24 protein-coding genes are annotated in these 24,157 nt (G+C 65.6%); 11 read left to right on the top strand and 13 right to left on the bottom strand.

Translation table 11 applies throughout. The features are described from left to right. Window positions 1–39: 39 nt before the first annotated feature. Window positions 40–822, top strand: coding sequence for a DeoR/GlpR family DNA-binding transcription regulator (locus tag ACMGG8_RS22490; protein ID WP_060843237.1), 783 nt, complete (start codon window positions 40–42; stop codon window positions 820–822). Between the two features lie 92 nt (window positions 823–914). On the opposite strand, the gene ACMGG8_RS22485 is transcribed toward ACMGG8_RS22490, so the two are convergent. The 5 genes from ACMGG8_RS22485 to ACMGG8_RS22465 all read right to left on the bottom strand — a co-directional run bounded on the left by ACMGG8_RS22485 (window position 915) and on the right by ACMGG8_RS22465 (window position 5,937). Then, window positions 915–1,712: a nucleotidyltransferase domain-containing protein gene (locus ACMGG8_RS22485; protein WP_414158443.1), complete on the bottom strand. Its 798-nt coding sequence runs from the start codon at window positions 1,710–1,712 to the stop codon at window positions 915–917. 85 nt (window positions 1,713–1,797) lie between these two features. Further along, window positions 1,798–3,126, bottom strand: coding sequence for an MFS transporter (locus ACMGG8_RS22480; protein WP_060838746.1), 1,329 nt, complete (start codon window positions 3,124–3,126; stop codon window positions 1,798–1,800). Window positions 3,127–3,280: 154 nt separating this feature from the next. Continuing rightward, on the bottom strand, window positions 3,281–4,474 hold the full coding sequence (lhgO, locus tag ACMGG8_RS22475) for an L-2-hydroxyglutarate oxidase (RefSeq protein ID WP_060838747.1): 1,194 nt from the start codon (window positions 4,472–4,474) through the stop codon (window positions 3,281–3,283). Window positions 4,475–4,589: 115 nt separating this feature from the next. After that, entirely contained in the window at window positions 4,590–5,300 is a 711-nt protein-coding gene (locus ACMGG8_RS22470; RefSeq protein WP_414158442.1) for a FadR/GntR family transcriptional regulator, read from the bottom strand. Between the two features lie 109 nt (window positions 5,301–5,409). Further along, complete coding sequence (locus tag ACMGG8_RS22465; RefSeq protein ID WP_108542979.1) at window positions 5,410–5,937, bottom strand: GNAT family N-acetyltransferase; 528 nt, start codon at window positions 5,935–5,937, stop codon at window positions 5,410–5,412. Between the two features lie 124 nt (window positions 5,938–6,061). Here ACMGG8_RS22465 and ACMGG8_RS22460 point away from each other — a divergent pair, with 124 nt between their 5' ends. Then, on the top strand, window positions 6,062–6,943 hold the full coding sequence (locus tag ACMGG8_RS22460) for a LysR family transcriptional regulator (protein WP_060838750.1): 882 nt from the start codon (window positions 6,062–6,064) through the stop codon (window positions 6,941–6,943). Between the two features lie 15 nt (window positions 6,944–6,958). Here the strand turns inward: ACMGG8_RS22460 and ACMGG8_RS22455 are convergent, their stop codons facing one another. Continuing rightward, the gene (locus ACMGG8_RS22455; protein WP_414158441.1) at window positions 6,959–7,573 is read right to left on the bottom strand and encodes a LysE family translocator; all 615 of its coding nucleotides are present in this window, start codon (window positions 7,571–7,573) and stop codon (window positions 6,959–6,961) included. A 103-nt stretch (window positions 7,574–7,676) separates the two neighbouring features. Beyond that, window positions 7,677–8,546 (bottom strand): LysR family transcriptional regulator, encoded by an 870-nt coding sequence (locus ACMGG8_RS22450; protein ID WP_414158440.1) that lies wholly within the window; start codon window positions 8,544–8,546, stop codon window positions 7,677–7,679. A gap of 137 nt (window positions 8,547–8,683) precedes the next feature. On the opposite strand from ACMGG8_RS22450, the gene ACMGG8_RS22445 reads away from it, so the two are divergent. The 5 genes from ACMGG8_RS22445 (at window position 8,684) to ACMGG8_RS22425 (ending at window position 13,602) form a co-directional block, all read left to right on the top strand. Continuing rightward, window positions 8,684–9,742, top strand: coding sequence for an agmatine deiminase family protein (locus ACMGG8_RS22445; protein ID WP_414158439.1), 1,059 nt, complete (start codon window positions 8,684–8,686; stop codon window positions 9,740–9,742). Beyond that, on the top strand, window positions 9,739–10,647 hold the full coding sequence (gene aguB / locus ACMGG8_RS22440; protein WP_060843243.1) for an N-carbamoylputrescine amidase: 909 nt from the start codon (window positions 9,739–9,741) through the stop codon (window positions 10,645–10,647). Before ACMGG8_RS22445 ends, aguB begins: the two co-directional genes overlap by 4 nt. Window position 10,648: 1 nt before the next feature. Continuing rightward, window positions 10,649–11,770, top strand: coding sequence for an extracellular solute-binding protein (locus tag ACMGG8_RS22435; RefSeq protein WP_414158438.1), 1,122 nt, complete (start codon window positions 10,649–10,651; stop codon window positions 11,768–11,770). 125 nt (window positions 11,771–11,895) lie between these two features. After that, window positions 11,896–13,014 carry an agmatine/peptidylarginine deiminase gene (locus ACMGG8_RS22430; RefSeq protein ID WP_060838755.1) on the top strand — a complete coding sequence of 373 codons (1,119 nt, stop codon included), beginning with the start codon at window positions 11,896–11,898 and terminating at the stop codon, window positions 13,012–13,014. Between the two features lie 129 nt (window positions 13,015–13,143). Continuing rightward, window positions 13,144–13,602 (top strand): GNAT family N-acetyltransferase, encoded by a 459-nt coding sequence (locus ACMGG8_RS22425; RefSeq protein ID WP_060838756.1) that lies wholly within the window; start codon window positions 13,144–13,146, stop codon window positions 13,600–13,602. Window positions 13,603–14,547: 945 nt separating this feature from the next. Here ACMGG8_RS22425 and ACMGG8_RS22420 read toward each other — a convergent pair. Together ACMGG8_RS22420 and ACMGG8_RS22415 are read right to left on the bottom strand one after the other, a co-directional pair. After that, window positions 14,548–15,489 (bottom strand): class I SAM-dependent methyltransferase, encoded by a 942-nt coding sequence (locus tag ACMGG8_RS22420; protein ID WP_060843244.1) that lies wholly within the window; start codon window positions 15,487–15,489, stop codon window positions 14,548–14,550. Window positions 15,490–15,752: 263 nt separating this feature from the next. Further along, the gene (locus ACMGG8_RS22415; protein ID WP_060843245.1) at window positions 15,753–16,688 is read right to left on the bottom strand and encodes an ankyrin repeat domain-containing protein; all 936 of its coding nucleotides are present in this window, start codon (window positions 16,686–16,688) and stop codon (window positions 15,753–15,755) included. Window positions 16,689–16,990: 302 nt separating this feature from the next. On the opposite strand from ACMGG8_RS22415, the gene ACMGG8_RS22410 reads away from it, so the two are divergent. Continuing rightward, entirely contained in the window at window positions 16,991–18,346 is a 1,356-nt protein-coding gene (locus tag ACMGG8_RS22410) for an MATE family efflux transporter (RefSeq protein WP_060843246.1), read from the top strand. Window positions 18,347–18,489: 143 nt separating this feature from the next. On the opposite strand, the gene ACMGG8_RS22405 is transcribed toward ACMGG8_RS22410, so the two are convergent. The 3 genes from ACMGG8_RS22405 to ACMGG8_RS22395 all read right to left on the bottom strand — a co-directional run bounded on the left by ACMGG8_RS22405 (window position 18,490) and on the right by ACMGG8_RS22395 (window position 20,951). Beyond that, window positions 18,490–19,539: a 3-oxoacyl-[acyl-carrier-protein] synthase III C-terminal domain-containing protein gene (locus tag ACMGG8_RS22405; RefSeq protein WP_414158437.1), complete on the bottom strand. Its 1,050-nt coding sequence runs from the start codon at window positions 19,537–19,539 to the stop codon at window positions 18,490–18,492. Window positions 19,540–20,205: 666 nt separating this feature from the next. Next, on the bottom strand, window positions 20,206–20,535 hold the full coding sequence (locus ACMGG8_RS22400) for a DUF2834 domain-containing protein (RefSeq protein ID WP_414158436.1): 330 nt from the start codon (window positions 20,533–20,535) through the stop codon (window positions 20,206–20,208). 14 nt (window positions 20,536–20,549) lie between these two features. Beyond that, window positions 20,550–20,951, bottom strand: coding sequence for a DUF6713 family protein (locus ACMGG8_RS22395; protein WP_060843249.1), 402 nt, complete (start codon window positions 20,949–20,951; stop codon window positions 20,550–20,552). Between the two features lie 144 nt (window positions 20,952–21,095). Between ACMGG8_RS22395 and ACMGG8_RS22390 the strand changes: the two genes are divergently transcribed. Further along, window positions 21,096–21,548, top strand: a complete 453-nt coding sequence (locus tag ACMGG8_RS22390) for a GNAT family N-acetyltransferase (RefSeq protein ID WP_060838763.1) — start codon at window positions 21,096–21,098, stop codon at window positions 21,546–21,548. Between the two features lie 26 nt (window positions 21,549–21,574). After that, window positions 21,575–22,396 carry a helix-turn-helix domain-containing protein gene (locus tag ACMGG8_RS22385; protein WP_414158435.1) on the top strand — a complete coding sequence of 274 codons (822 nt, stop codon included), beginning with the start codon at window positions 21,575–21,577 and terminating at the stop codon, window positions 22,394–22,396. Between the two features lie 137 nt (window positions 22,397–22,533). Here the strand turns inward: ACMGG8_RS22385 and ACMGG8_RS22380 are convergent, their stop codons facing one another. Then, window positions 22,534–22,908 (bottom strand): DUF2784 domain-containing protein, encoded by a 375-nt coding sequence (locus ACMGG8_RS22380; RefSeq protein WP_060838765.1) that lies wholly within the window; start codon window positions 22,906–22,908, stop codon window positions 22,534–22,536. Between the two features lie 218 nt (window positions 22,909–23,126). Here ACMGG8_RS22380 and ACMGG8_RS22375 point away from each other — a divergent pair, with 218 nt between their 5' ends. Continuing rightward, the gene (locus ACMGG8_RS22375) at window positions 23,127–24,155 is read left to right on the top strand and encodes a hypothetical protein (RefSeq protein ID WP_231979027.1); all 1,029 of its coding nucleotides are present in this window, start codon (window positions 23,127–23,129) and stop codon (window positions 24,153–24,155) included. The last annotated feature ends 2 nt before the right edge of the window (window positions 24,156–24,157 follow it).

The raw sequence follows: 24,157 nt of genomic DNA, 5'->3' as shown, positions 1-24,157 counted from the left end.
TGGCTAATCTCGCAAAAACACGCAAAAGCGGGCAATAACATGCAAGACCAGCAGCATCACGCCGAACTGCCTTCGGTGCGCCGGCAGAAAATCCTCCTGCTCCTGGAGCGCGACGGCAAGGTCCTGGCCGCCGAGCTGAGCCGGCACTTCGCGGTGTCCGAAGACACCATCCGCCGCGATCTTGCCGAGCTGGATGCGGCCGGCCTGGTGCAGCGGGTCCACGGCGGCGCGCTGCCGCGGCCCAAGGACAGCGGCAAGGACTACTTCACGCGGGTCGGCGAAACCAGCGAGGCGAAACTGCGTCTGGCGCAGTTTGCCGTGCAATGGGTGAAAGACGGCCAGACGGTGCTGTTCGATTCCGGTTCCACCACCTTGCACATCGCCCAGTCCCTGCCGGCCGACATCCGCCTGACCGCGGTCACTGCTTCGCCAATGATTGCCGTGGCTCTGGCCGAATACCCCGGGGTCAAGGTGATTCTCGTGGGCGGCCAGCTCAACCCGGCCACCCTGTCCGCCAGCGGTCATGAAGCACTGCGGATGATCCAGGGGATCAAGGCCGACCTGATGTTCACCGGGGTCTGTGCGATTCACCCGGAGATCGGCATCAGCTCCCTGCATTTCGATGAAGTGCCGATCAAGCAGGCGATGTTCGACAGCGCCGCCGAAGTCATCGCCGTGACCACCGCCGACAAGCTGGGCGCGATGGAGCCCTTTGTGGTGGTGCCGTGCCAGCGCTTGCAGCGGCTGGTCACCGAGCAGGAAGTGCCTGAGGCGGATATCCAGGGCTATCGGCAGCTGGGGATCGAGGTGCTGCTGGCCTGACCCGTTCCAGGGTGGCCGGCAACAGGGCAGGCAGGGCGGCGCGGGCCTGTTCGCGGCATGCAGCAACGGCCGGGGCGTGGTCGGTCCCCGGGCTAGTTCCTGGCTCGCGGCCGGATGTGCTCTGCGGCCATCCACTGCACCATCTGCCGCAGGCGGCGGCTGAAACCGGCACTGGCGGCGGCCCCGGCTTCGGCGGTCTGGCGGAACTCGGCAATGGGCACGGCCATGTCGGGGTAACGCTGCACGAACAACCGCACATGTTCATCCAGGCTGTGAGGCCAGCTCGGCTCCTGTTCTGCGCGCAACAGGTGGGTGGCGCGAATCAGTTTGCGGGATGCCTCGCGTTGCAGGCGCAGGATTTGCGCGGGCTGGCGCTCGCCCTCGATGCGCTCGGCGTAGTCGTCGAGCACTCTCTGGAAGTCGCCGTTCACTGCCAGGGCAATCTCCCGGCTGGGCCTGAAGGGCGCAAAGCGCCGGCGCAGGTCCTCGCCGGACAGGCAGCGGCAATGATGCTTGAGCCAATAGCCCCAGCTGTCGAGGTTTTCCGCGGCCAGGACCTGGGCCAGGTGGCCGATGTCGAAGTCGATCTTCGACACCCGGGGGTGCCGCGCTTGCAGCGCCTGGCGCAGCTGCTCCAGGTGGCGCAACTGCTGCGGGGTGGCGGGGTGTTGCAGGATGAGGCACAGGTCCAGGTCGGAGACCCCGGGCCTGGCTGTGCCCCGGGCGACGCTGCCATACAGGTAGAGGCTGTGCAGCGGCGGGCTGGCCGGGGCGTGCAAGCAGGCGCAGAGGTCGTCGAGCACACCGAGGTATTCGGGCTGCAGAGGGGGTTCGGCAGGGAGGGTGATCAAACCATCGGCATCGACGCCGAATGCGCTGCAAGATTGCATGGGGTGGCCCGTGATTCGAATGCAGCGGCCACCTTAGCAGAGTCTCCACAGGCCGCCAGGGGCGCTGTGGAGGTTCAACACTGCGTCAGTTCTTGAATGCCGAGTGCTTGCGGCCCTGGTCGCACAGGGCAAACACCACCACCAGCACGGCGGCAACCGCGAGGATGATCACCACGCCGTCGGTGGAGTGGGTGGCCGAGGCGGTGACCAGGGACAGAGCCCCCAGCGGCGCCAGGCCGCCGGCAATTGCGGTGCCGATTTCGCGCCCGGTGCCAAAGCCCGAGGAGCGGGTGGCGGTCGGAAACTGGCGGCTGAGGAACGAGCCCTGGGGCGCGAACATCATCGGCGCCAGGATGCCGGTGCCGACGCCGATGGCGATGTAGATCATCAGGCTTTCACCGGTGTTGAGCAGGGCCAGGAACGGGTAGGCGAACAGCACCGAGAACACCCCGCCGAGGATCAGCACCGCCTTGCTGCTCCACTTGTCGCACAGCCAGCCGAAGAACGGCACGGCGACGATGGCGATCAGGCTGGCGATGGTCACCGACAGCGAGGTGACGTGCACATCGACGTTCTTGTACTGGGTCAGGTAGGCCAGGGAGAAGGTCTTGAAGATGTAGCTCAGGGCGTTGTAGCCAATGGCGACGAAGAACACCACCGCCAGGCCCTTGAGGTCGTTCTTGAACAGCGCCTTGAGCGGCGAGGGCTTGGCCTTCTGGCTTTCCTTGCTCAGTTCCTTGAACTCCGGGGTTTCCGGAATGCTGTTGCGCACCCACAGGCCCACCGCCACCAGGACGATGCTGCAGACGAACGGAATGCGCCAGCCGCCGGCCAGCAGGAACTCGTTGCCGTTGATGGTCAGCAGGTAGATGGTCAGCGACGACAGCAACAGGCCCAGGTTCAGCCCCAGTGCCGGCCAGGCGCCCTGGCTGCCGCGCTTGCCTTCGCTGGCGTGTTCATAGGAGGTAACCGCCGCGCCGGACAGTTCGGCACCAGCGCCCAGGCCCTGGATGATGCGGATCGCCACCAACAGGATCGGCGCCCAGATGCCGATCGAGGCGTAGCTGGGAATCAGGCCGATCAGCGCGGTGCACACGCCCATCAGGCAGAAGGTCAGCACCAGCACCTGCTTGCGGCCGAACTTGTCCCCCAGGTAGCCGAACAGGATGCCGCCGAAGGGCCGGGCGATAAAACCGATGGCAAAGGTCGAGAAGGCCATCAGCGTGGCGCTTTTCGGGTTGCTGTTATCGAAGAAGATCTTCGAGAAGACGATGGCCGCCATGGTCGCGTAGAGGTAGAAGTCGTACCACTCCAGCATCGAGCCGAAGATGGTGGCCGCCGCGACCTTGCGCAGGCGTTTCTGGGTCTGTTGTGGGGTTTCCGCTGCAGTACTGCTGGTTTCAACTGCGCTCATTTCCGTACTTCCTCATGAATCATTGTATTTATTGTCGAGTTGACGCGAGCCTTGCGCGACGCGCCCCCAAGGGCGGCCGCGGGCTGTTTCGGCGACACGTGACGCGCTGGGCAGGGCCTGGGCGCTGCACCGCAAAGGCGTGACGCGCTGTGTTTCAGGTGGCCTGGAAAATCCGGTCGGCAATCATCGAACCAATGGGAATCGCCGAGGTGGCGGCGGGCGAGGGCGCGTTGCATACGTGCAACATGCGCGGGGTTTCGGCGAACAGGAAGTCGTGCACCAGGCTGCCGTCACGCATCACCGCCTGGGCGCGGATCCCCGCTTCATAGGGCAGCAGGTCCTCCACTTGCAGGGACGGGCAGTACTTGCGGCACTGCTCCAGGTAACCGGACTTGAACAGCGAGTTCTTCATTTCGGTGGTGCCGGAGCCCAAGTTCTGCCAGATGGTTTTCCAGAACCCGGGAAAGCTGGCGTACTGCGCCACGTCGCGCCAGTTGATGGAGAACTTCCGATAGTTCTCCCGGCCCAGGCCCAGTACCGCGTTGGGGCCGACGGTGACACTGCCATCGATCATGCGGGTCAGGTGCACGCCGAGGAACGGCAGCTCCGGGTCGGGAATCGGGTAGATCAGGTGGTTGACGATGTTGTTCTTCGCCGCCGGCAGGCGGAAGTATTCGCCGCGGAAGGGGATGATCTGGTGGTCGATCTTCACCCCGGCCATCACCGCCAGGCGGTCCGATTGCAGGCCGGCGCAGGCCACCAGCTTCTTCGCCCGCCAGCTGCCGCCGTGGCTGCTGACGGTGACGCTGTCGGCGCTTTCCTGGATCGCGGTGACGGTCTGGCTGAGGCAGATCTCGCCGCCCTCGCGGCGGATCACCCGGGCCATGGTTTCGCAGACTTCGCGGTAGTCGACGATGCCGGTAGCGTCGAGGAACAGCCCGCCGAGGCCGACGATGTTCGGTTCGCGCTGGCGCAGTTGCTCGGCATCCAGGCGCTCGACCTTCAGGCCGTTCTGTTGCGAGCGCTGGTACAGGGCCTCCATGCGTTCCATCTCCAGGGCATTGGACGCCACCAGCACCTTGCCGCAGACCTCGAACTTGATCCCGTGCTCGCGGCAGAACTGCTTGGTGGCCTCGGCCCCGCGCTTGCACAGGTCGGCCTTGAGGCTGCCCGGCGCGTAGTAGATGCCGGCGTGGATCACCCCGCTGTTGTGCCCGGTCTGGTGCTTGGCCAGGACGTTTTCCTTTTCCAGGATCACCAGCGAAGCGCCGGGCTGGCGCTTGAGGATCTCCATGGCCGTGGCCAGGCCGACGATGCCGCCGCCGATGATGCAAAAGTCGTAAGTCATTGTTCTTGGATACCTTGGCTCTAATCTGTTTCGGTCTGGTTATCAGGTTGTCAGACTAACTAATCCGACAAAACCTCGCGGCGCGACGCTTGAAGCCTCAAGCGTGCCGCTGTGCTTAATCCGTAGTGGGCAACTCCAGGCCGAGGCGCTTGGCCGCGGCGCGCAAGTGGGCGTCGGCGCAACCGGCCGCGGCCTGGCGGTCACCGGCGGCAATCGCCTGGTACAGCGCCTGGTGTTCCTGGGTGGCATCGGCGGAACCGCCGACCTGGCGCCGCGCCGAGTTCTCCCAGGCGGCCTTGCGGGCACTGGTCAGCTGGCTGCGCAGAAAATCATGGAAGGCCACGAAGTAGTCGTTCTTGCTGGCCTCGGCGATGGCCCGGTGGAACTCCACGTCGGCCAACCCTGCGGCTTCGAAATCACTGCGCTTGTCGTGCATTTCCTGCAGCGCCTGCTGCATCCGTTGCAGGTCGGCGGCGTCCCGGCGCTGGGCGGCGATCGACGCCGCCTGGGTTTCGATCCACAGGCGCATCTCGAACATCTGCGCCAGGTCCGGCAAGCGCCCGTTGCCCTGGGGGAAACGGAACACGGTGCCGGCCGGGGTCTTGGAAATATACGAACCCAGGCCACGCCGGGCGATCAGCACGCCGTCGGCCTTGAGCTGGGCGATGGCTTCGCGAATCACCGAACGGCTGACGTTCAACTGCTCGGCCAACTGCTGCTCGGTCGGCAGGCGCGATTCGGGCGCCAGGCGGCCGGAGTCGATCTCGCTGCGGATCGCATTGACCACGCGGACAACGAGGGAGTCAGGTCGCTGGAGTTCGAGCATGGGAAGGAAAAACCGTGGCAGTCAGGTTGTCAGACAATAGCCGTTGAGATTTTTCACTGTCAAGAAAAAACCACGCTGCGAGGGTGGGGCCGCGCTGGCAAATCCGGGTTCAGGCTGTCAGCGGGCAGCTGAATATCAGGTCGTCGAAGTCTTCGCCGCCCTGGCGGAAGGCGCCTTCGTCGCGGCGCAGGAAGACGAAGCCGCACTTTTCCAGGACCTGGCAGGAGGCCGCATTGCCGTCGGTGACGGTGGCCACCAGGCGCTTGATGCCCAGGCCCTGGCGGGCGTACTCCATCAGCCCGCGCAGCGACTCTGCGGCCACGCCCCGGCCTTGGTGATGGCGCGCCAGCAGGTAGCCGACCTCGGCTTCGGCGGCGTCCCTGTCGCTGATGCGCAGGCCGGTGAGGCCCAGCTCCTCGCCGCTCTCGCGATCACGGATCACCAGGCACAGCCAGTGTGTCGAGTCGAGGTCCCAGCGGGGCAGGCGCGAGGTGAAGCGCTCCTCGATCTGGGCCCGGGACAGCGGATCGCAGACATAGCGCAGGTTGTCCGGGTCGCTGTGCAGGTTCAGGAACAACGCCCAGTCATGGGGGGCCAAGGGGCGCAGGTGAAGGCGGGGGGTGTGCAGTTCCAGCATGAGAGGTTCCCGATCCGTGGGCAGTAAAGATCTGGGGCACTTTACCTGAGAAAAGTCTGACCGCCGCGTTGGCGATATCGCATAAGATCCCGGGCCTGGGTTTTCAGGGATAGGGCAGGTAAACGTGAACTGGGACGATCTGCGGTTTTTCATCGCTGTGGCCAATGCCAACAACATCACCGACGCCGGGCAGGCGCTGAAGGTGTCCGCCTCGACGGTTTCACGCAAGATCCTGGTGCTGGAGCAGGCCTTGAACACCCTGTTGTTCATGAAGACCACCCAGGGCTATTTCCTCACCGAGGCCGGCCAGGCCTTGCTGCCCATGGCCCTGGAGGCCGAAGAGCGCTTCCAGCTGATGACGCGGCAGATGTCCCAGCCCGGTGCGCGCATGGCGGGGGTGGTGCGCATCGACTGCCCGGAGCTGATGGGCAGCCACCTGATCATTCCCGCGCTGGCGCAGTTTCGCGTGCAGCACCCGCAGATCAGCTTCGACTTCGTCAATGCTGCTCGCTCGGTCAAGCTCACCCAGAGCCACAGCGATCTGCTGCTGCGCCTGCAGCGGCCGGAGGCCGGCAACTTCACCCTGCGCCGGGTCGGCGAGCTGACCCAGGCGTTGTTCTGTTCCCCGGGTTATGCCTCGGTCCATGGCTGCCCCGAGAAACCGGCGGACCTGGGCCAGCATTCGCTGATCGGCTGGAACCAGGCCCTGGAACACCTGCCCCTGGCCCGCTGGCTGGACCAGCTCAGCGGCGGCCAGCCGCTGTGGATGCGCACCGGCAATCTGGAGGCGCAGCTCAAGGCAGTGCAGGCAGGGCTGGGGATTGCCGCCTTGCCGGCCTATATCGCAGAGCCCTTGGGCCTGCGTCGGGTGCTGCCCCAGACCCCGGTTCACCGCGCGGACATCTGGCTGTTGCGCAACCAGGCGACCCAGGGCCAGGAGCGGGTCGAGCAGGTGGCGAGGTTTCTCTGCGAGCTGCTGCTGCGTCACGGGCTGCAGGCCGGCTGAAGGGCCGCTGGCGCACTAGGCGCCGCGCAGGAAGATCCATATGGCCACCGCCATCAGCAGCAAGCCGAACAGGGCATTCTGCGCCACCAGCAAGCTCGGTCGGTCCCGTAGCAGCACTTGCAGGCTGGAGCCCAGGCTGGCCCAGAGCAGGTGGCCGAACAGGTTGACCGCGATCAGCGCGGCGCTGAGCACCAGCACCACGGCGCTGCCGGCGTCGGTAACGGGGCTGAAGGTCGAGAACATCACCAGCAGCATCACCAGGCCCTGCACATTGCCCAGTTGCAGCAGCACGCCATCGCGAAAGCCCAGGGGCGCGTCCGGCGCGGCGGATAAGCCCCGCGAGCGCAGCAACAGGCGCAGGCCGCGCCAGAAAATGTACAGGCTGCCGGCCACCCGCAGGCTCCACAGCCATTGCGGCTGCGCCGCCAGGCTGTGATACAGCCCCAGCCCCACCAGCAGGGCCAGCAGCCAGTAAGTCAGGTCGAGGCCGAGGATAAAGCGCAGCGAGCGGCGCACGCCGCTGCGGGCGCCGGAGCTGGCCACCATCAGGTTGCCGGGCCCGGCGCTCAGGGCCATGGGCAGCATGGTGGACAGCCACAACGGCCAGTTGATGTCGTGGATCGGGGGCACGGGCGGCTCCGGGAAGGCGATGCGGATTGCACCGGCGCCAGCTTAAGGCGCTGCCACGCGTGGGGTTAGCGGCAGAAATGCAAAGCGGTTTTGCAGCCGCCGCTCATGGCTCGGCCGGGGCTTGCAAGGCGCCCAGCAGCCACTCGCAGAAGCTGCGGGTCAGCGGGCTGCCTTCGCTGTCGCGGTGAATCAGCCAGGCCCAGGTCGGGCCGCGTACGCTCTGTTCGCACAACGGCGCCAGCAAGCCCTGGGCCCGGGCCTGCTGGGTCAGCAGCTGGCTGACCAGGGCAATGCCGTGGCCTGCGCAGGCGGCGTCCAGCAACAGGCCCGGGTCGGAGAAATTCAGGCCGTTGCTGCGCTGGCCAATGTCGGCGCCGCCTTCCACCAGCCAGTGGCTCCAGTCCATCTCCCGCTCGCCATGCAAGGTGGTGCGCAGCGCCTCGGGCTGTGCCAACAGGCTGGGGTGGCAGGCCGGGTACAGGCGATCGCTGTACAGCTCCAGGTAGCTGCATTCGGCCTGGGCGCTCAGGTCGTCGCGCAGGGTCAGGTCGATGGTCTGGGTGCTCATGTCCGGCGGTTCGAAGCTGGTGAACAGCCACAGGTCGACTTCCGGGTGCAGGCGATGGAATTCCCCCAGGCGCGGCAGCAGCCAGTGGCGGGCGAAGGCCGGGCTAGTGTTGACCACCAGTTGGTTGGGCTTGCGGTACTGCTCCAGGCGGCGGATGCCCACCGCCAGCTGTTGCAGCAGCGACTGGGTGGTGCTGCGCAGGTCGTGCCCGGCGTCGGTGAGGGTGACGTTGCGCCCGCTGCGGTAGAACAGCGGTTGTTCGAGATAGCTTTCCAGGCTGCGGATCTGTTGGCTGATGGCCGACTGAGTGAGGTGCAGCTCCTGCGCTGCCTGGTGAAAACTGCCCAGGCGCGCAGCGGCTTCGAAGCCGCGCAGGGCGTTCAGTGGAGGCCAGTGTTTCAACATGATTGATAAGCCCTGCTAATCAGAAATGGGCTAAATCTATCGTTTGTTGCGGTTTTTTCAAAGCCATAGCATGGGCGCCAAGGATCGACAGCGTTGTTCGATTGATAACAAAACCTTACTTGAGAGGTGCAAGGCTCATGCTCAGCAATGACACTCAATACCCCGCCTGGAGGATGCCGGCCGAGTGGGTTACCCACGCCGCGACTTGGATGGTCTGGCCACACAACCAGGGTTTGTGGGAGTCGGTCTGGGGCGTGACCCTGGCCGAGGTGCAAGCGGATTTCGCCCGGGTGGCCAATGCCATTGCGCGCTTCGAACCGGTGAAGCTGGTGGTGGACCCGGCCGCCCTGGACAGCGCCCGGGCGCTGTGCACCGGCAATATCCAGCTGGTCGTGCAGCCGGTGAACGACAGCTGGTGCCGCGACTCCGGCCCGACCTTCATCGTCCATCCGCAGCAGGGGCTGGCCGGCGTCAGCTGGCGCTTCAATGCCTGGGGCGACAAATCGGCCCACGACCTGGACCGCAGCCTGGCCCGGCGCCTGCTCGACGATCTGGGGCTGGACTGCTTCGGTACGCCCCTGGCCAATGAAGGCGGGGCCATCCACGTGGACGGCGAAGGCACCCTGATCACCACTGAATCGGTGCTGCTCAACCGCAATCGCAACCCGGGCCTGGGCAAGGCCGAGATCGAGGCGATCTTCCAGCGCCTGCTGGGGGTGCAGAAGACCATCTGGCTGCCGGGGGACCCGGACCATGTCACCGGCGACATGACGGACGGCCATGTCGACGGGATCTGTGCCTTCGCTCGCCCGGGCGTCTTGCTGGTGGACGCGACCCGCGATCAGGGCTCGGTCTACGCCGAAGTGGTGCGCGAGAACCGCCGCGCGCTGGAGCTGGCCCGGGATGCCCGTGGCCGCCGTTTCGAACTGATCGAGCTGTTCGAGGCCAGTGCCGCGGTCAACAGCCAGGCCGAGGTGTTCTGCGCCTCCTACACCAACTTCTACCTGGCCAATGGCGCGGTGATCATGCCGGCCTATGGCATCGCCGCCGACGAGGAAGCGGCCCAGGTGCTGGCCCGGGCCTTCCCCGGGCGGCAAGTGGTGCCGGTGCGGATCAACCATCTGGCCCATGGCGGCGGTGGCGTGCATTGCATCACCCAGCAGCAGCCGCAGTGGCCGCTGGAGGTGCAGGCATGAGCCGGTTGATCGTCGCCACCACCCAGATGCCCTGCACCTGGGACCTGCCGGGCAACCTCGAACGCGCCGAACAGCTGGTGCGCGAGGCGGCGGCCCGCGGTGCCCAGGTGATCCTCCTGCAAGAGCTGTTCGCCACCCCGTACTTCTGCATCGAGCAGCAGCACCGCCACCTGGCGCTGGCCGAGGAATATGCCCAGAGCCAGGTGCTCCAGCGTTTCGCCGCCCTGGCCGGGGAGCTGGGGGTGGTGTTGCCCCTGAGCTGGTTCGAGCGGGCCGGCACCGCCTATTTCAATTCCCTGAGCGTCGCCGATGCCGACGGCCGCCTGCTGGGGGTGTACCGCAAGACCCATATTCCCAACGCCGTGGGGTATCAGGAGAAGGAGTACTTCAGCCCCGGCGACAGCGGTTTCCGGGTCTGGGACACGGCCTTCGGCCGACTGGGCATCGGCATCTGCTGGGACCAGTGGTTCCCCGAGACCGCCCGCTGCCTGGCCTTGCAGGGCGCCGAAGTGTTGCTGTTTCCCACCGCCATCGGCAGTGAGCCGGGCAGCGCCGGCCTGGACTCGCGGGACCACTGGCAGATGACCATGCGCGGGCATGCCGCGGCCAACCTGCTGCCGGTGGTGGCGGCCAACCGCGTCGGCCATGAAGTGGCAACCAGCGACCCGACCTTGCACATGGATTTCTACGGCTCGTCGTTTATCTGCGACCACAAGGGCCGGCTCCTGGCCGAGGCCGACCGCGACAGCAGCGGGGTCCTATTGCAGCCCCTGGACCTGGCGGCCATGGCCGAGGAGCGCCGCACCTGGGGCATCTTCCGCGACCGCCGGCCCGAGATGTACGGGCCGCTGCTGAGTCTTGACGGGCAACACCTTCATTCACGCTGGAACGGCCGGGAGGCATGACATGCGAACCATAGGCAAGCGCGGCAAACGCCATTGCGCCATCGTGCTGGCCCTGAGCCTGGCCGCGCTCCAGGCCCAGGCCGACCCCGAGGACAAGACCCTGCGCCTGTACAACTGGGCCGACTATTTCGCCGCGGACACCCTGGCGCGCTTCACCGCCGAAACCGGAATCAAGGTGATCTACGACGTGATGGAAGGCAGCGAGGTGCTGGAGGCCAAGCTGATGACCGGCGGCAGCGGCTACGACCTGATCTTCCCCGGCGATACCGTGGCCGAGCGCCTGATGCGTGCTGGCAGCCTGCAGCAGCTGGACCCGAGCAAGCTGACCGGGCAGGACGACATCGAGCCCGGCCTCAAGCGCCTGCGGGCCCAGTACCCGCGCGCCAGCCAGGCCACGGTGCCCTATACCTGGGGCACCATCGGCCTGACCTACAACGCCCGGCAGATCGCCCAGCGCCTGCCCGATGCGCCGGTCAACAGCCTGGACCTGCTGTTCAAGCCGGAGCTGGCGGCGCGCTTTGCCGATTGCGGGATCTCGCTGATCGATTCGCCGGACGAAGTGCTGGCGGTGGCGCTCAACTACCTGGGGCGCGACCCGCGCAGTGCCCGGCCGGAGGATCTGCAGGCGGCCAGCGAACTGCTGGGCAAGCTGCGACCGTATATCCGCAAGTTTCAGTCGCAGCCGGTGACCGACCTGGTCAACGGCAACCTGTGCCTGTCCCTGGGCTACAGCGGCGACATGACCCAGGCCCAGCGCGCTGCCGATGCGGCGGGCAAGCCGGTCGAATTCCAGTACCGCATTCCCCGGGAGGGCACCACGGTGTGGATGGACACCCTGGCGATCCCCAAGGATGCCCGGCACCCGGAGTACGCCTATGCCTTCATCAACTTTGTCACGCGGCCAGAGAACATGGCGGCCATCAGCAACTTCACCGGCTACCCCACGGCCAATGCCAAGGCGCGGCCGGCGGTGGATCCGCAGATGCGCAACAACCCGGATATCTACCCGGATGACGCCACCTTCGAACGCCTGATTCCCGGCCGCGACATCCCTCAGGCCGACATGCGGGCGCGCATGCGCACCTGGACCCAGTTCAAGACGGCCACCGCTGCCCGCCACTGACCGGGCGCCGTGCGCTTCGCCGACAAGCCGGCTCCTACACTGCCTGGTAGGAGCCGCTCTGTCGGCGAAGGCCCGCGTCGCCCCCGAACCCTTTCCTGCAGAACCTTCGACAAGAGAACCGCCCAATGCCCACCCGACGTCAACTGATCAAACAGGCCTCGCTGCTGGCCGGTGTCGCCGCCATGACCACCCTCGGCCTGGGGCCGCGCAGTGTCCGGGCCCGCGAGCAGGACAACGCCTACCTGCCCGATGAAGGCGAGCCCCAGCAGCGGGCCTTCATGGCCTTCGGCGCCCAGGACGCCATCTGGGAGGATTTCACCGGCGACGTGCAGCAAGCCCAGGGGCGCATTGCCCGGGCGATTGCCGCCTATCAACCGCTGACCCTGTTCTGCCGCGCGCAGGAGCGCGGCCTGGCGGAGCAACTCTGCGGCTCGCACAACATCACCTTTGTCAGCACCGAGCTGGACGACATCTGGATGCGCGACATCGGCGCCAACTTCGTCGTTGATGCCCAAGGCGGATTGGGCGCGGTGGATTTCAACTTCAATGGCTGGGGCAACAAACAGCGTCACGCCAAGGACGCCCGACTGGCGCGGCAGATGGCCGACGCCGCCGGTGCCCGCTACTGGCGCAGCGAACTGGTGGGCGAGGGCGGCGGCATCGAAGTGGACGGGCACGGCACCGGGATCATGACCGAAAGCAGCTGGATCAATGACAACCGCAACCCTGGCTGGAGCAAGGCCGAGGTCGAAGAGGAACTCAAGGCTTGCCTCGGCCTGCGCAAGATCATCTGGCTGCCGGGGATCAAGGGCCACGACATCACCGACGCCCACGTCGACTTCTACGCCCGCTTCGTCAAACCGGGGGTGGTGGTGGCCAACCTGGACAACGACCGCGAATCCTACGACCACCAGGTGACCCTCAAGCACCTGGAGATCCTCCGATCCGCCCGCGACGCCGACGGCCGTGCGCTACAGGTGCACACCCTGTCGCCACCACTGAACCCGCGACAGAACCGCTTCAGCCGCGATAACCCGGATTTCGCCGCGGGCTACATCAACTACTTCGTGATCAACGGCGCGGTGATCGCCCCACAGTTCGGCGACCGGGCAGCCGACGCCAAGGCCCACAGCCTGCTCGCCAGCCTGTACCCCGGGCGACAGATCATCGCACTGGACATCGACGCCATCGCGGCAGGCGGAGGCGGGATCCACTGCGTGACCCATCAACTGCCCGAGGTTTGAGGCAGTCCATGAAGTGGTCTGGCAATGGTCAGTGAATTGGCCTGATAAAACCCGCCACTCAGGCATTAACCTGCGCGCTCTTCAATGACCGGGGTCGATCCCGGTGTGGATGATCAAGAGGAGCGCGCAATGAGCGATCAACAACCTGCGGTGACGGTACGGGCGATTCAGCCAGGGGATTACCAGCAATGGCTGCCGCTGTGGCTGGCCTATCAGGATTTCTATCAGGTGACGCTGAGCGAAGAGGTCAGTCGCACCACGTTCGAGCGTTTCCTTGATACGCAGGAACCGATGTATTCGGCTGTGGCGGTACAGGGCGATGAAGTGATTGGCTTCGTCAACCTGGTGGTGCATCGCTCGACCTGGGCTGTCAGCGACTTCTGCTACCTGGAAGACCTGTACGTGGCCCCGTCGATTCGTGGCAGCGGGGCGGGGAAACTGCTGATCGAGTGGGTGCAGGCGTTGGCCCGGGAACGGCAGTGTGGGCGGTTGTATTGGCATACCCAGGAAAGCAACGAGCGGGCGCAGCGGTTGTATGACTGGGTGGCGTACAAGCCGGGGGTTATTGAGTATCGGATGGAGTTGTAAGGCGGGGGGGGCTGGTGGCTGGTGTTAGGGGGAGTACATGTCCGTTGCTGCAGTAACGGCGGCTGGCGGTTTCGCTTTTACAGCGGGTGGGACGGGTACATATCCGTTGCTGCGGTCACGGCCACTTAGGGTTTCGCCCTTACGGCGACTTACTTTTTTCAAACGCCAAAAAAGTAAGCAAAAACGCTTGCCCCTCCATACGGCCCCTCGCTGGGGCTCGGGGTGCCCGAGCTCCGGCATTGCTCCGGGGGCCCGCCGCCAACCGGCCATCCATGGCCGGGCGGCGGCTAGCTCGGCATCCCTGCCGAGCTGCCCCCTACGCAACGCCTGCGCTCGGCCTGCTGGGAAGGGGCCGGAAGATCAAGATCAAAAGCCAACACCAAAACCCAGGTGCGCAGGCTGGTTCCCTGTAGCCGCTGCCGCAGGCTGCGAACGAGCGCTCGCGCTCGCAAAACCAGGCGGCGCGATAGGTCAGGAATATCGGGGAGGCAGGTTTAGCGTCTCCTGCGGAGCCGTTCGCAGCCTGCGGCAGCGGCTACATGTAATGCGAACGGCGATGAAACAGGTTGGCCGGCAGGCCGCATTCAGATTTTGTTTTTGTTTTTGATCTGGCTTTTGATCTTCCTGCCCCTTTAGACACGATGGCCGAACGCAGGCATTGAGCCGTGGGTAACCCGGCAGGACGCCGGGTTAGCCGCACTGGGCCATGGATGGCCCATTGCGGCGGCCCACGGATCAATGCCGGAGTTCGGGCATGCCTCGCTATGCGAGGCACCAAGTGGAGGGGCAGAAGCGTTTTGCTTACTTTTGTCTGGGCCGGCATTCCGGATTTTCAAAAGTGAGTCGCTGTAAGAGCGAAACCCTAAGTGGCCGTTACCGCAGCAATGGATATGTACCCCATCAACCGAGCCACAAAGACAAAACCCCCTGCCGCCCAATACCTCCCTATTGCCCCTGACGAAACACCAGCGCCTTGAGCCCGCACTGCGGATCGGCATCCGGAAACTCCGGCGGATTCTCCAGTCGCTGTTCAAAGCGCAACCCCGGCGCCTCCTGCATCACCCCTTCCAAAAGAAAGTCCACGCTGAACGCCGGGTCATTCATGCACGCCAATACGCAGCCATTGGCCGTCAGCAGTTCCGGCAAGCGCCGCAGCACCCGCGCATAGTCCTTGCCGAGGACAAAGCTGCCTTTCTGGAACGACGGCGGGTCAATGATCACCAGGTCATAGGGCCCCCCTTGCTTGACCTTGCTCCAGGACTTGAACAGGTCATGCCCGAGGAAACTCACCCGGCCAGTGTCGTGGCCGTTGAGCCGATGGTTGTCGCGACCACGGCTCAGGGCCGCCCGGGACATGTCGAGGTTCACCACTCGCTCGGCACCACCGGCAATCGCCGCCACGGAAAAGCCGCAGGTGTAGGCAAACAGGTTCAGGACGTTCTTGCCCTGGGCGTTGGCCCGCACCCAGTTGCGTCCATAGCGCATGTCGAGAAACAGCCCGTTGTTCTGCTTGCTGCCCAGGTCCACCTGGTAGCGCAGGCCTTCCTCGGTGATGGTGCAGCTGTCAATCGCCTCGCCCAGCAGCCATTCGCCACGGCTGTCGGGCAGGTAGCGGTGTTGCAGCATCAGGCTGCGGGCGCCGCTGGCGGCCCATTGCGGGGTCGAGCCCAGGTCGGTCAGCAGTTGCTGCAAGGCGGCCAGTTGCCCGGCCTCGGGCTCCTTGAACAGCGACACCAGCAGCACGCCCTGCAACCAGTCCACGGTCAGTTGCTCCAGCCCCGGCCAGCAGCGGCCGCGGCCATGGAACAGGCGCCGGGTCTCGGTGGGCGCGGCGGCCAGGGCGGTCAGCAAGTGCTGGTTGAGGGTGGCGAGGGCGAGAGGTGTCATCAGCAGGGCCGGTCATTTTTCGGGGGCGGCATTTAACCACGGGCGGGGCGATATCCGCCAACCACGAGCCTGGCCCGCTGTGCGCGGTGGATGGACTGCGGCAAGCCGCCGGTCCATCACCGCGGCCGGCCGGTCATGGTTGTGCCAGCTGTTTTCCACCCGGTAGACGCTGCTCGCAGGCAAAGCGGCTGTTGTCCCGGCCCTGCTAGCAGGCCAGGGCAAAGGGGTGGCCTTCGTCGTTGAAGTCCTCGCCGAGTTTTTCATCAGAGGAGGGCGTTTGCCCATTTCTGGGTGCCGGCCAGGCGGCGTTTGACGCTGTCGATCCGCCATTGCCCGGCGACCTGCTTGAGCAGAAAACGGTGTTCGTAGCACAGCGCCCGAATGGCCGGGTCGCGGATCAGCACTTCAGCCTGGGCGGGCTTGAGCCGTTCGCAGCCGAGCAGTTCATCGGCGGGCGAATAGGTCGTGGGAAAACCGTAGGACGCACGCGGATAGGCCCGCGGGCGCTGGGTGCAGAAGCGTTCGATGAGCTGTTGCGGTTCGGCCCAGAAGCCGGCATCGAGCGCTTCGTGGCCCGCGGCATTGCCACGTTGTTCCCAGGCGGCCACGGCCAGGGTATAGGCGCGCACCTGAGTGACCGGGTCGACACTGCAGTCGCCATCCTCCGGCGGCTCCGGCCAGGTCAGGTGAGGGGCGGGCGTGGGGGGCGGTGGCGCTCCAGCGCCGGCCTGTTCGAGCAGTTGCATGATCCGGGCATGGGACTTTTCTTGGGCCAGGGACCAGGCGTTGCGCTGCTGAAAGTCCAGCGGCCGGGGATCGGCGCCGGCGTTCAGCAGCAAGGCCACCATCGCTTCGTGGCCGGCCTGGGCGGCGTTCATCAGGGCCGTGCGTCGCAGCTCGGGGGAGGCTTGTTCGAGTGCGGCGCCATGGGCAATCAGCAGCTCGGCACAGGCCAGGTCGCCCTGGCTCGCGGCCCAGGCCAGCGGGCTGTAGCCCAGGGCCTTGCACGGCTGCTGCACATTCGCGCGGCGCTCCAGCAGCAGTGCCACGGCGGCCGAGTGGCCGGCGATAGTGGCGGCCAGCAGGGCCGTGCGCCCGGTGCTCTTGTGCTGCCATTCAAGGTCCGCGCCAGCGTCCAGCAGGCGGTTGAGTGCAATGAGATCGCCACGTGCGGCAGCTTTTTCCAGGAGGTGGGACACGGTCGGGAATCCATTCGGTGAGGGGGAGCGGCGGGCAATGGTAACGCCGCAGGGCAGGGGGCTGCCACGCCTGCGCCCTGGGGCGGGTCGATGCCGGGGAGCGCCCGGCCCCGAGCGGCTTGAGGGCCGGGTGCGCGGGCGGGTGGTAGTCGAGGTCAACCGCTGATATAAACCTCAGGCCGCCGCACTGCCGGAATACCCCGCGCGGCCTTCTTCGCAGCACTGTCCATGACCGACGCGAGCTCCGCGCTGCGGAGCTTCTTCGCGGCCCTTTGTCGTCTTGATCCGAGGTTGCCTGTTCCATGTCCATTCCCGCTCAGCGCCCGCTCTGGCAGGTGTACCTGATCTTCCTCTTGCCCATGGTGCTGTCGAACTTCCTGCAGTCGTTTTCCGGCACCCTCAACGGCATCTACATCGGTCAGATGCTGGGGACCCAGGCGCTGGCCGCGGTATCGGGGATGTTTCCCATCGTGTTCTTCTTCATTGCCCTGGTGATCGGCCTGGGGGCGGGAGCCTCGGTGCTGATCGGCCAGGCCTGGGGCGCCCGGGAGCCGGGCACGGTCAAGGCGGTGGCCGGCAGCACGCTGTTGCTCGGCGCGCTGATCGGGCTGTTGGGGGCGGTGCTGGGCATGCTGTTCGCCCGACCGGCCTTGCAGGGCCTGGGGACACCGGTGGATGTGCTGGACGATGCGGTGGGCTACGCCCGGGTGATGATGCTGATCATGCCGTTGCTGCTGGTGTTCGTGCTCTTCACTCAGTTGCTGCGCGGTGTCAGTGACACCCTGTCGCCATTGCTGGCGCTGATCGTCTCGACCCTGGTGGGCCTGCTGCTGACCCCGGCGCTGATTCGCGGCTGGCTGGGGTTGCCACCGATGGGCATCCAGAGCGCGGCGTTCGCCGGGCTGGTGGGCAATATCCTGGCCATGGGCTTTCTGGTCTGGCGCCTGAGCGGCCGGGCACACCCGCTGGCGCCGGACCGGGCGCTGTTCGCGGCGATGAAGCTGGACCGGGCGATCCTCGGCAAAGTGCTGCGCATCGGCCTGCCCACCGGGGTGCAGATGGTGGTGATCTCGCTGTCCGAACTGGTGATCCTGGCCCTGGTCAACCGCCACGGCTCCCAGGCCACGGCGGCCTATGGCGCGGTGACCCAGATCGTCAACTATGTGCAGTTTCCGGCGCTGTCGATCGCCATCACCGCGTCGATCCTCGGGGCCCAGGCCATCGGTGCCGGACGCCTGGAGCGCATCAGTCCGATCCTGCGCACCGGGCTGGCGATCAACCTGTGCCTGACCGGCGCCCTGGTGTTGCTCGGCTACCTGATTTCCCACTGGCTGCTGGGGTTGTTCATCATCGATCCGACGGCCCTGATACAGGCCGAGCATCTGTTGCACATCATGCTCTGGAGCATCCTGGTGTTCGGCTTCCAGGCGGTGGTGGGCGGTATCATGCGCGCCAGCGGCACGGTGCTGATGCCGGTGGCGATCTCGATCTTCTGCATCCTCGGGGTGCAGGTGCCGGCGGCCTATCTGCTGGATGCGCACTTCGGCCTGCAAGGGGTGTGGATGGCCTTCCCGGTGGCCTACCTGAGCATGCTGGTGCTGCAGGTCTGCTACTTCAAGCTGGTCTGGCGCCACAAGCAGATCCAGCGCCTGATCTGACAGGCAAGCGCGGTGGGCGGGATGCAATGCGCGACGTGCCGCAGGGCAGCGGCACGTCGCGCGAGGCGTATCTGGCGAACTGATCAGGGGGGGCAGCGAGGTTCAGTCGCGTCCCCCCCGATCGAGAGGCTGGCCGTGGCGCCTTACAACCGGAACGAAAGGGCAGAAAAGACCATCCCGCCACTTCCCGCCCAGCCCATGCAGAACTGGTCTTTTTCAGCGTTGCCCCGGCTGATGGCGTCGTAAATTCCATAGGGAATGGACGCCGTAATGATATTGCCGGTTTTATGCCCGACATGATGCAACTTGTGATCAATGCCGATCAGTTCACCAATGTGTTCCCACATTTTTGGCGAGCCGGTATGAATGAACACTTTATGGATGTCCGCGCCGCTGACCTTATGCATGTTGAACACTTTTATGGCTTCATTGCGACCATCTTCATGCAAGGCAGCCGCGTAGGAGTTGAACTGATACTGCCCGCCGGTCGGTGCAATGCGCGGAGTATCTTCTTCATTGCAAAACAGCTTCCAGTCCGGCAGGGAAATGGTCGACAAGTCGCTGAGATCAGGTCGGTTGATATAAGAGAACTTGAAGTTTCCAGGCGACTCATTGCTGAGAATGGTGACTGTTGCCGCTTCACCGATGGTGAAACTTGGGAACTTGTACGCCAGTTCCGACGGAGACTGCAAAGAGAAGTTCTTCGGCATCACCGGCCCGCCGTCAGACATGCCGAATTCCATGTTGATAATGGCCGCGTAGCGTATCTCTCCGGCTTCCATCTTGCTGTTGATCACATCCATGGCGGTCACCCAGCCGTTGCAGGCGTCGACCACGTCGAAGTTCCTGCAGTTCAGGCCCAGGGCCTTGGCCATGAAGGTGCTGTTGGCCGGCTCGATGAAGCCCCGGGTAACGTTGGGATAGATCAACAAGTCCAGGTCGGCCTTGTTGATATTGGCCTGGGCCAATGCCGAGTCAAAGGCTGCGGTCATCAGCTCCATCGGTTTTTCTCCGGCGGCCAACCAATGCCGGGTTTCGATGCCGCTCTTGTCGAGCAGTTTTCCGATGGTCTTCAGGGTCTTGGGCAAGTCATCCTGAAAGGTGTTTTTCGAGTGTTCTTCAACCAGATCAAGAACATCCTGGTTAGTAACGATTCGCGAAGGAAGAATTCCTGAAAGTCCTACAATTTTCATACAACATCCTTGTTTGAAATGTTCATCCGTGACGATGACGGGGTGAGCGAAAACACTCGTTAATTGCATGCCAAGAGCGAACTTCTGTCGTTGAAAGACGCTCGTTGTCAATGGCTGGCAAGCCTTCCTCAGTTGCGTTAGTTGGAGGGAGCACATATTTCTAGCACAGAAAGTTTGCAGCGCAAGGCCGTCTATTGAATTTATTTTTAATGTTGCTTAGTTGAGGGTTTAGTGTGGGTGATGTTTAAGTAGTGCAAAAAATAAAGGGCCCGATACTGTATCTTTGAACGGACTTGGTTCATGACTTGCATCAATGGTTGTTCAACCGAGTGGTTGACCTGGACGACGCTTGGCGAGCAAGTCGCCACACTTCGAACGGCCTCCTGGTCTGAGGGCAACGGCTCTGAACGCCCTGGATCTCAGGCCTGGCCGTGCCGGGGTTCGGCAACCGCTCTTGCAGTGCATGGCCGCGCTGGAGCGATCGGAGCCTGGGGCGGCCGCGGCTGTCCTCTCGAGGGCTGTCCATGAATCATGGGCCATCCTCGCGCCGCCGATGGGGGGGGCCGTCCAATCCCGCCGGCACGGGCCAGGCGCTGGGTCGGTTCGGAGGGCCCACAGGATCATTCCTCACCCGGCCTGGATACCGATCCGCGGGTGGCCGGGGCTTCAGCGTCTCCGGCCCGGCAGCGCTGAAGGGCGACGCCAACCCTGGACCACGAGGTACAGCAGCGGTCCGATGGAAACGAACACAGCGGTCAGCAGCAGATAGGGCAGCACCGAGCAGACGGAGCGGCCGCGGCGGCGGGCGTCGTTGAGCATCCAGGCCGAGGCCAGCAGCGCCATCAGGTACAGGTCGATCACCACTTGCGCGGTGTCGGGCCGCGACAGCAGTTGCACACCGAATTGCAGCAGCGACTGCTCGGCCTGGAGCAGGGTGAACAGGGTGTAGCCGCTGAAGGCCAGCAGGGCCAGGAGTGCCGGGTAGGGGCGGTGCATGCTGAAGTCCTCGATCAGTCCGTGAGCGGGAGGGCGGCCTGGCGGTCGCGCCGGCCCAGGTCGACCAGCAGGTAGAGCAGCCCGGCGCCGGCGCAGGCGAAGATCAGCGCCTGGGACAGCGGCGAGTCGAACCGATACAGCGGATGCTCGCGCAGGTTGAAGTGCAGCCCGGCGTGGACCACGGCGAATCCGGCCAGCAGTCGCCGGCTGCTGCGGCGCACGGCGGGACGCGAATGCCCGGTGAGCCCGATCAGCGCGACCACCAGGGGGACGTGCAGGGCGATGAACAACGCCTGCCCCAGCGCCGGATCGAGGTGGCGCAAGCCATACAGCAGGCGCCACTCGGACTGGGCCACGGCATCCAGCTCATGCCCGGCGAACAGGGCCAGACAGAGCGTCCAGAGAGTGTTTTTCACGGTGAAACTCCTTGAACGGCGACAGGCCAACAGGCTAAGTGGCAGGCCCGCCGTCACTCAATGACCTCACAGGTCATAGACAGCAGGGCGGCCGATCCTGTCAGATGCGCCCGTATGACGATCACCTTCAAGGAGCGAGCAGTGATGAGCGAACAGTCCCCCGACCCGACTGCACAGCGGATGATCCGCAAGGCCCGGCCCGAGGATGTGCCGGCCATGCTCGGCTTCGATGCCTATGCCAGTGCCCATCCCGAGCGGGGCCGGGCGCTGCAGTGGGCCGTCGAGCAGGGCCAGTGCTGGGTCGAGGTGCAGGGCGCCCGGGTGCTGGGCTACGTGCTGCTGAGCCATGATTTTTTCGACCACGGCTTCGTCTCGCTGGTGGTGGTGGCCGCCGATCAGCAGCGCCAGGGCGTGGCCCTGCGGTTGCTGGCGGCGGCGCAGCAGGCCTGCCTGAGCGACAAACTGTTCATCTCCACCAACCGCTCCAACCGCGCGGCTCAGGCACTGATTGCCAAGGCCGGTTTCCAGCCCAGCGGGGTGGTGGAGAACCTCGATCCGGGGGATCCCGAGCTGATCTATTTCAAGTCGCTGCGCTGACCGCCCCGTACAGGATGACCCGAAACATGTTCGAAACCCTTGCACCTGCCGCCGTCGACTCGCTGTCCGTGGGCCAGTGGTTGCGCCAGTTGCGTCAGCAGGCGCGCTTGAGCCAGCTGGAGCTGGCCTTGCAGGCCGGCATGTCGCAGCGCCACCTGAGCTGCGTCGAGACCGGTCGCGCGCAACCCAGCGCGCAGCTGCTGCACAGCCTGCTGAGCACCCTGGACACCCCGTTGCACACCCGCAACCGGGTGTTGCTCGCCGCCGGCTACGCACCACGCTACGCCGCCCTGGCGTTGGACGATCCAGGGCTGGAGCCGGTGCGCATGGCCCTGATGCACCTGCTCAAGGCCAACAACCCGGCGCCGGCCATTGTCATCGACAGCCTCTGGCAGGTGCGGGCGGCGAACCACGCCACCACGGCCCTGTTTCAGCTGTTGGGGTTGCCGTTACAGGCGCTCGAGGAGGGTTTCAATCTGTTGACGACCCTGTTGGCGCCCGGCGGATTCGGCGACTGCCTGATCAACGCCGAGGAGATCCGCCAGGTGGCCTGGCAACGGGCCGCGCGGGAGGCCGCGGGGGAGCCGGGGCTCGCGACCTTGCTGGCGAGTCTGCCGTGTCCGGGGGCATCGCTCCCCGCTTCGCAACTGGCCGCGCCGTTGCTGCTGACCCGGGTCCGCGGGCCCCAGGGCGAGCTGCGTTTTCTTTCCACCTTCACCACCTTCGGCATGCCTCAGGACATCACCGTGGCTTCATTGCGCATCGAGCACCTGATTCCCGCCGACGACAGCACCTGGCAGGTCCTGACCCGGGCTTGCGCATGCCTGGCCGAGCTTGAGCCGGGCTAGGTCGCCAGGGCCCGTGCCCGTTGCGTCAAACAACAGCAGCAGGTGCTGCGCCGCCATTGGGCGGATCAGCTCGCGGGCGGCCCAGGTGCGCAAACGGGCCGCGCACTTGCGCCTTGCCGCAGGCCGGCAGCGCCGGTTCAGGCGTGGCGGCTGCGAGCCCAGCGCCGGCTCAGATAGACATAGACCGAAAGGTTGACCAGCAGCACCAGGCTGCCCAGCCACAGCTGGATGCCGGGGGTCAGGCCGGCGGGGTAGATCAGCGGTATCAGGTAGTGCTCGATGAAGCCGGCGCCGTAGCCGTCCTGGCCGGCGGCATGGCGCAGCAGGTTTTCCCAGCGGGTCAGCGGGCATTCCAGGTGCAGCACTTCCACCGCCACGCCCCAGGCCGCGGCCGGCAGGTGCAGCAGCATCAGCCGCGGATAACGCAGCACCAGCAGGCCGCCCAGGAGTACGAAGACGATAAATGACAGGTGAAACAGCACCAGGCTGTCGGCGGCGATGCGGTAGAGCATGAGGGTTCCTTGGCGAGGGGCAGGTCCGTGGCGCGAGCGCCGGGGGGGCAATATACCGGGGGAGAGCGGGGGCTGGCAGTGTTTCTTCACAGGGCAGGAAAAAGCCCGGTGCGAGGTGAGGGGCACGGCTTGCGGCCACTGTCGCGAGGCTACCTATACTGCGGGAACGCCATGGCGCTCTGTGGAGGCCGGCGCGGCTAATGCGGGAGGAACTTGCCTTGCGGCGATCGATGCTCTGCTGGCGCCACTGGCTGCTGGCGCTGTTGCTGGCGCTCGCCGGCTGCGCCCAGCGCCCGCCCGCGCCTGCGGTGCCGACCGCGGTCAGCCCGGCCACTTGGCGTTCGGTCAACAGCGAGCTGCTTGAGGCTTCCCGTAGCGCCACCGCCCAGGCCGAAGTCTACGCCCAGGGCTCCATGGAGCACTGGCGCACCCGGGTCTACCAGCAGACCGACGAACAGTTCATTCCCTGGTTCAGCGGGTACTGGACCCAGGAATGGCTGTCGCTGAAGGTGGGCTGGTATTCACTGAACAATCGGGGCGATACCGGGCAAGCCTCCAGGCGCCTGGCCGCCTACCTGCAGGAGCAGTACCAGGAGCGGGTGCTGGCACCAGTGGCGCTGGAGATCGATGCCGACGAGATCGCCGGCGAGGCCATGGAGTTCTATGTGCAGTTGCTGCGCCAGCAACTGGCGCAGATCGGCCACCGCTACCAGCTGCCGGCGCCGCAGCTGGACCAGCACCTGGGGCAGGTCCTGGCCATCGACCTGGGGCCGGCCGCCGAACAGCGCGCCTCCTTGACCCAGCTGCTGCGGGTCGAGCCCATCGCCCGCTTGCCCGCCTACGGACCGCTGTTGCAGCAGCTTCGCGGAGCAGCGGCGGTCGAGCGCGACTCGCCGGCCCCTGGGGTGGCCCAGGTGGCACAGGTGACCAGCGACAAACTCCAGGCCCAGTTCGCCACCCGCGGGGTCGCCGGTGCGGTGGCGGCGGCGGTGGGGCGGGTGGCCGGTGCGTTGATCTCGGTGGGGGTGGCCGGAGTCCGGGCTCTGGTCCAGGACCATGACCGGGAAGGCTTGCAGGCCCAGACCCGGCGGGACCTGGGGGCGGCCTTCGACCAGGCCTGGTCCCGGCAACTGCATGACCCCGAGCATGGGGTCATGGCCGGTGTGTATTACCTCGGCCGGCAGATCGAAAGCCAGTTGCAGGCCCCCGTGGCGGGTGAGGACCCGGCTGGCGGCCGCTTGCCCTGAGC

It is taken from the genome of Pseudomonas sp. BNK-45 (assembly GCF_047456255.1).
GTDB lineage: Bacteria > Pseudomonadota > Gammaproteobacteria > Pseudomonadales > Pseudomonadaceae > Aquipseudomonas.
The sequence above is the reverse complement of the archived record's forward strand: the minus strand, read 5'-3'. Positions and strand labels throughout refer to the sequence as shown.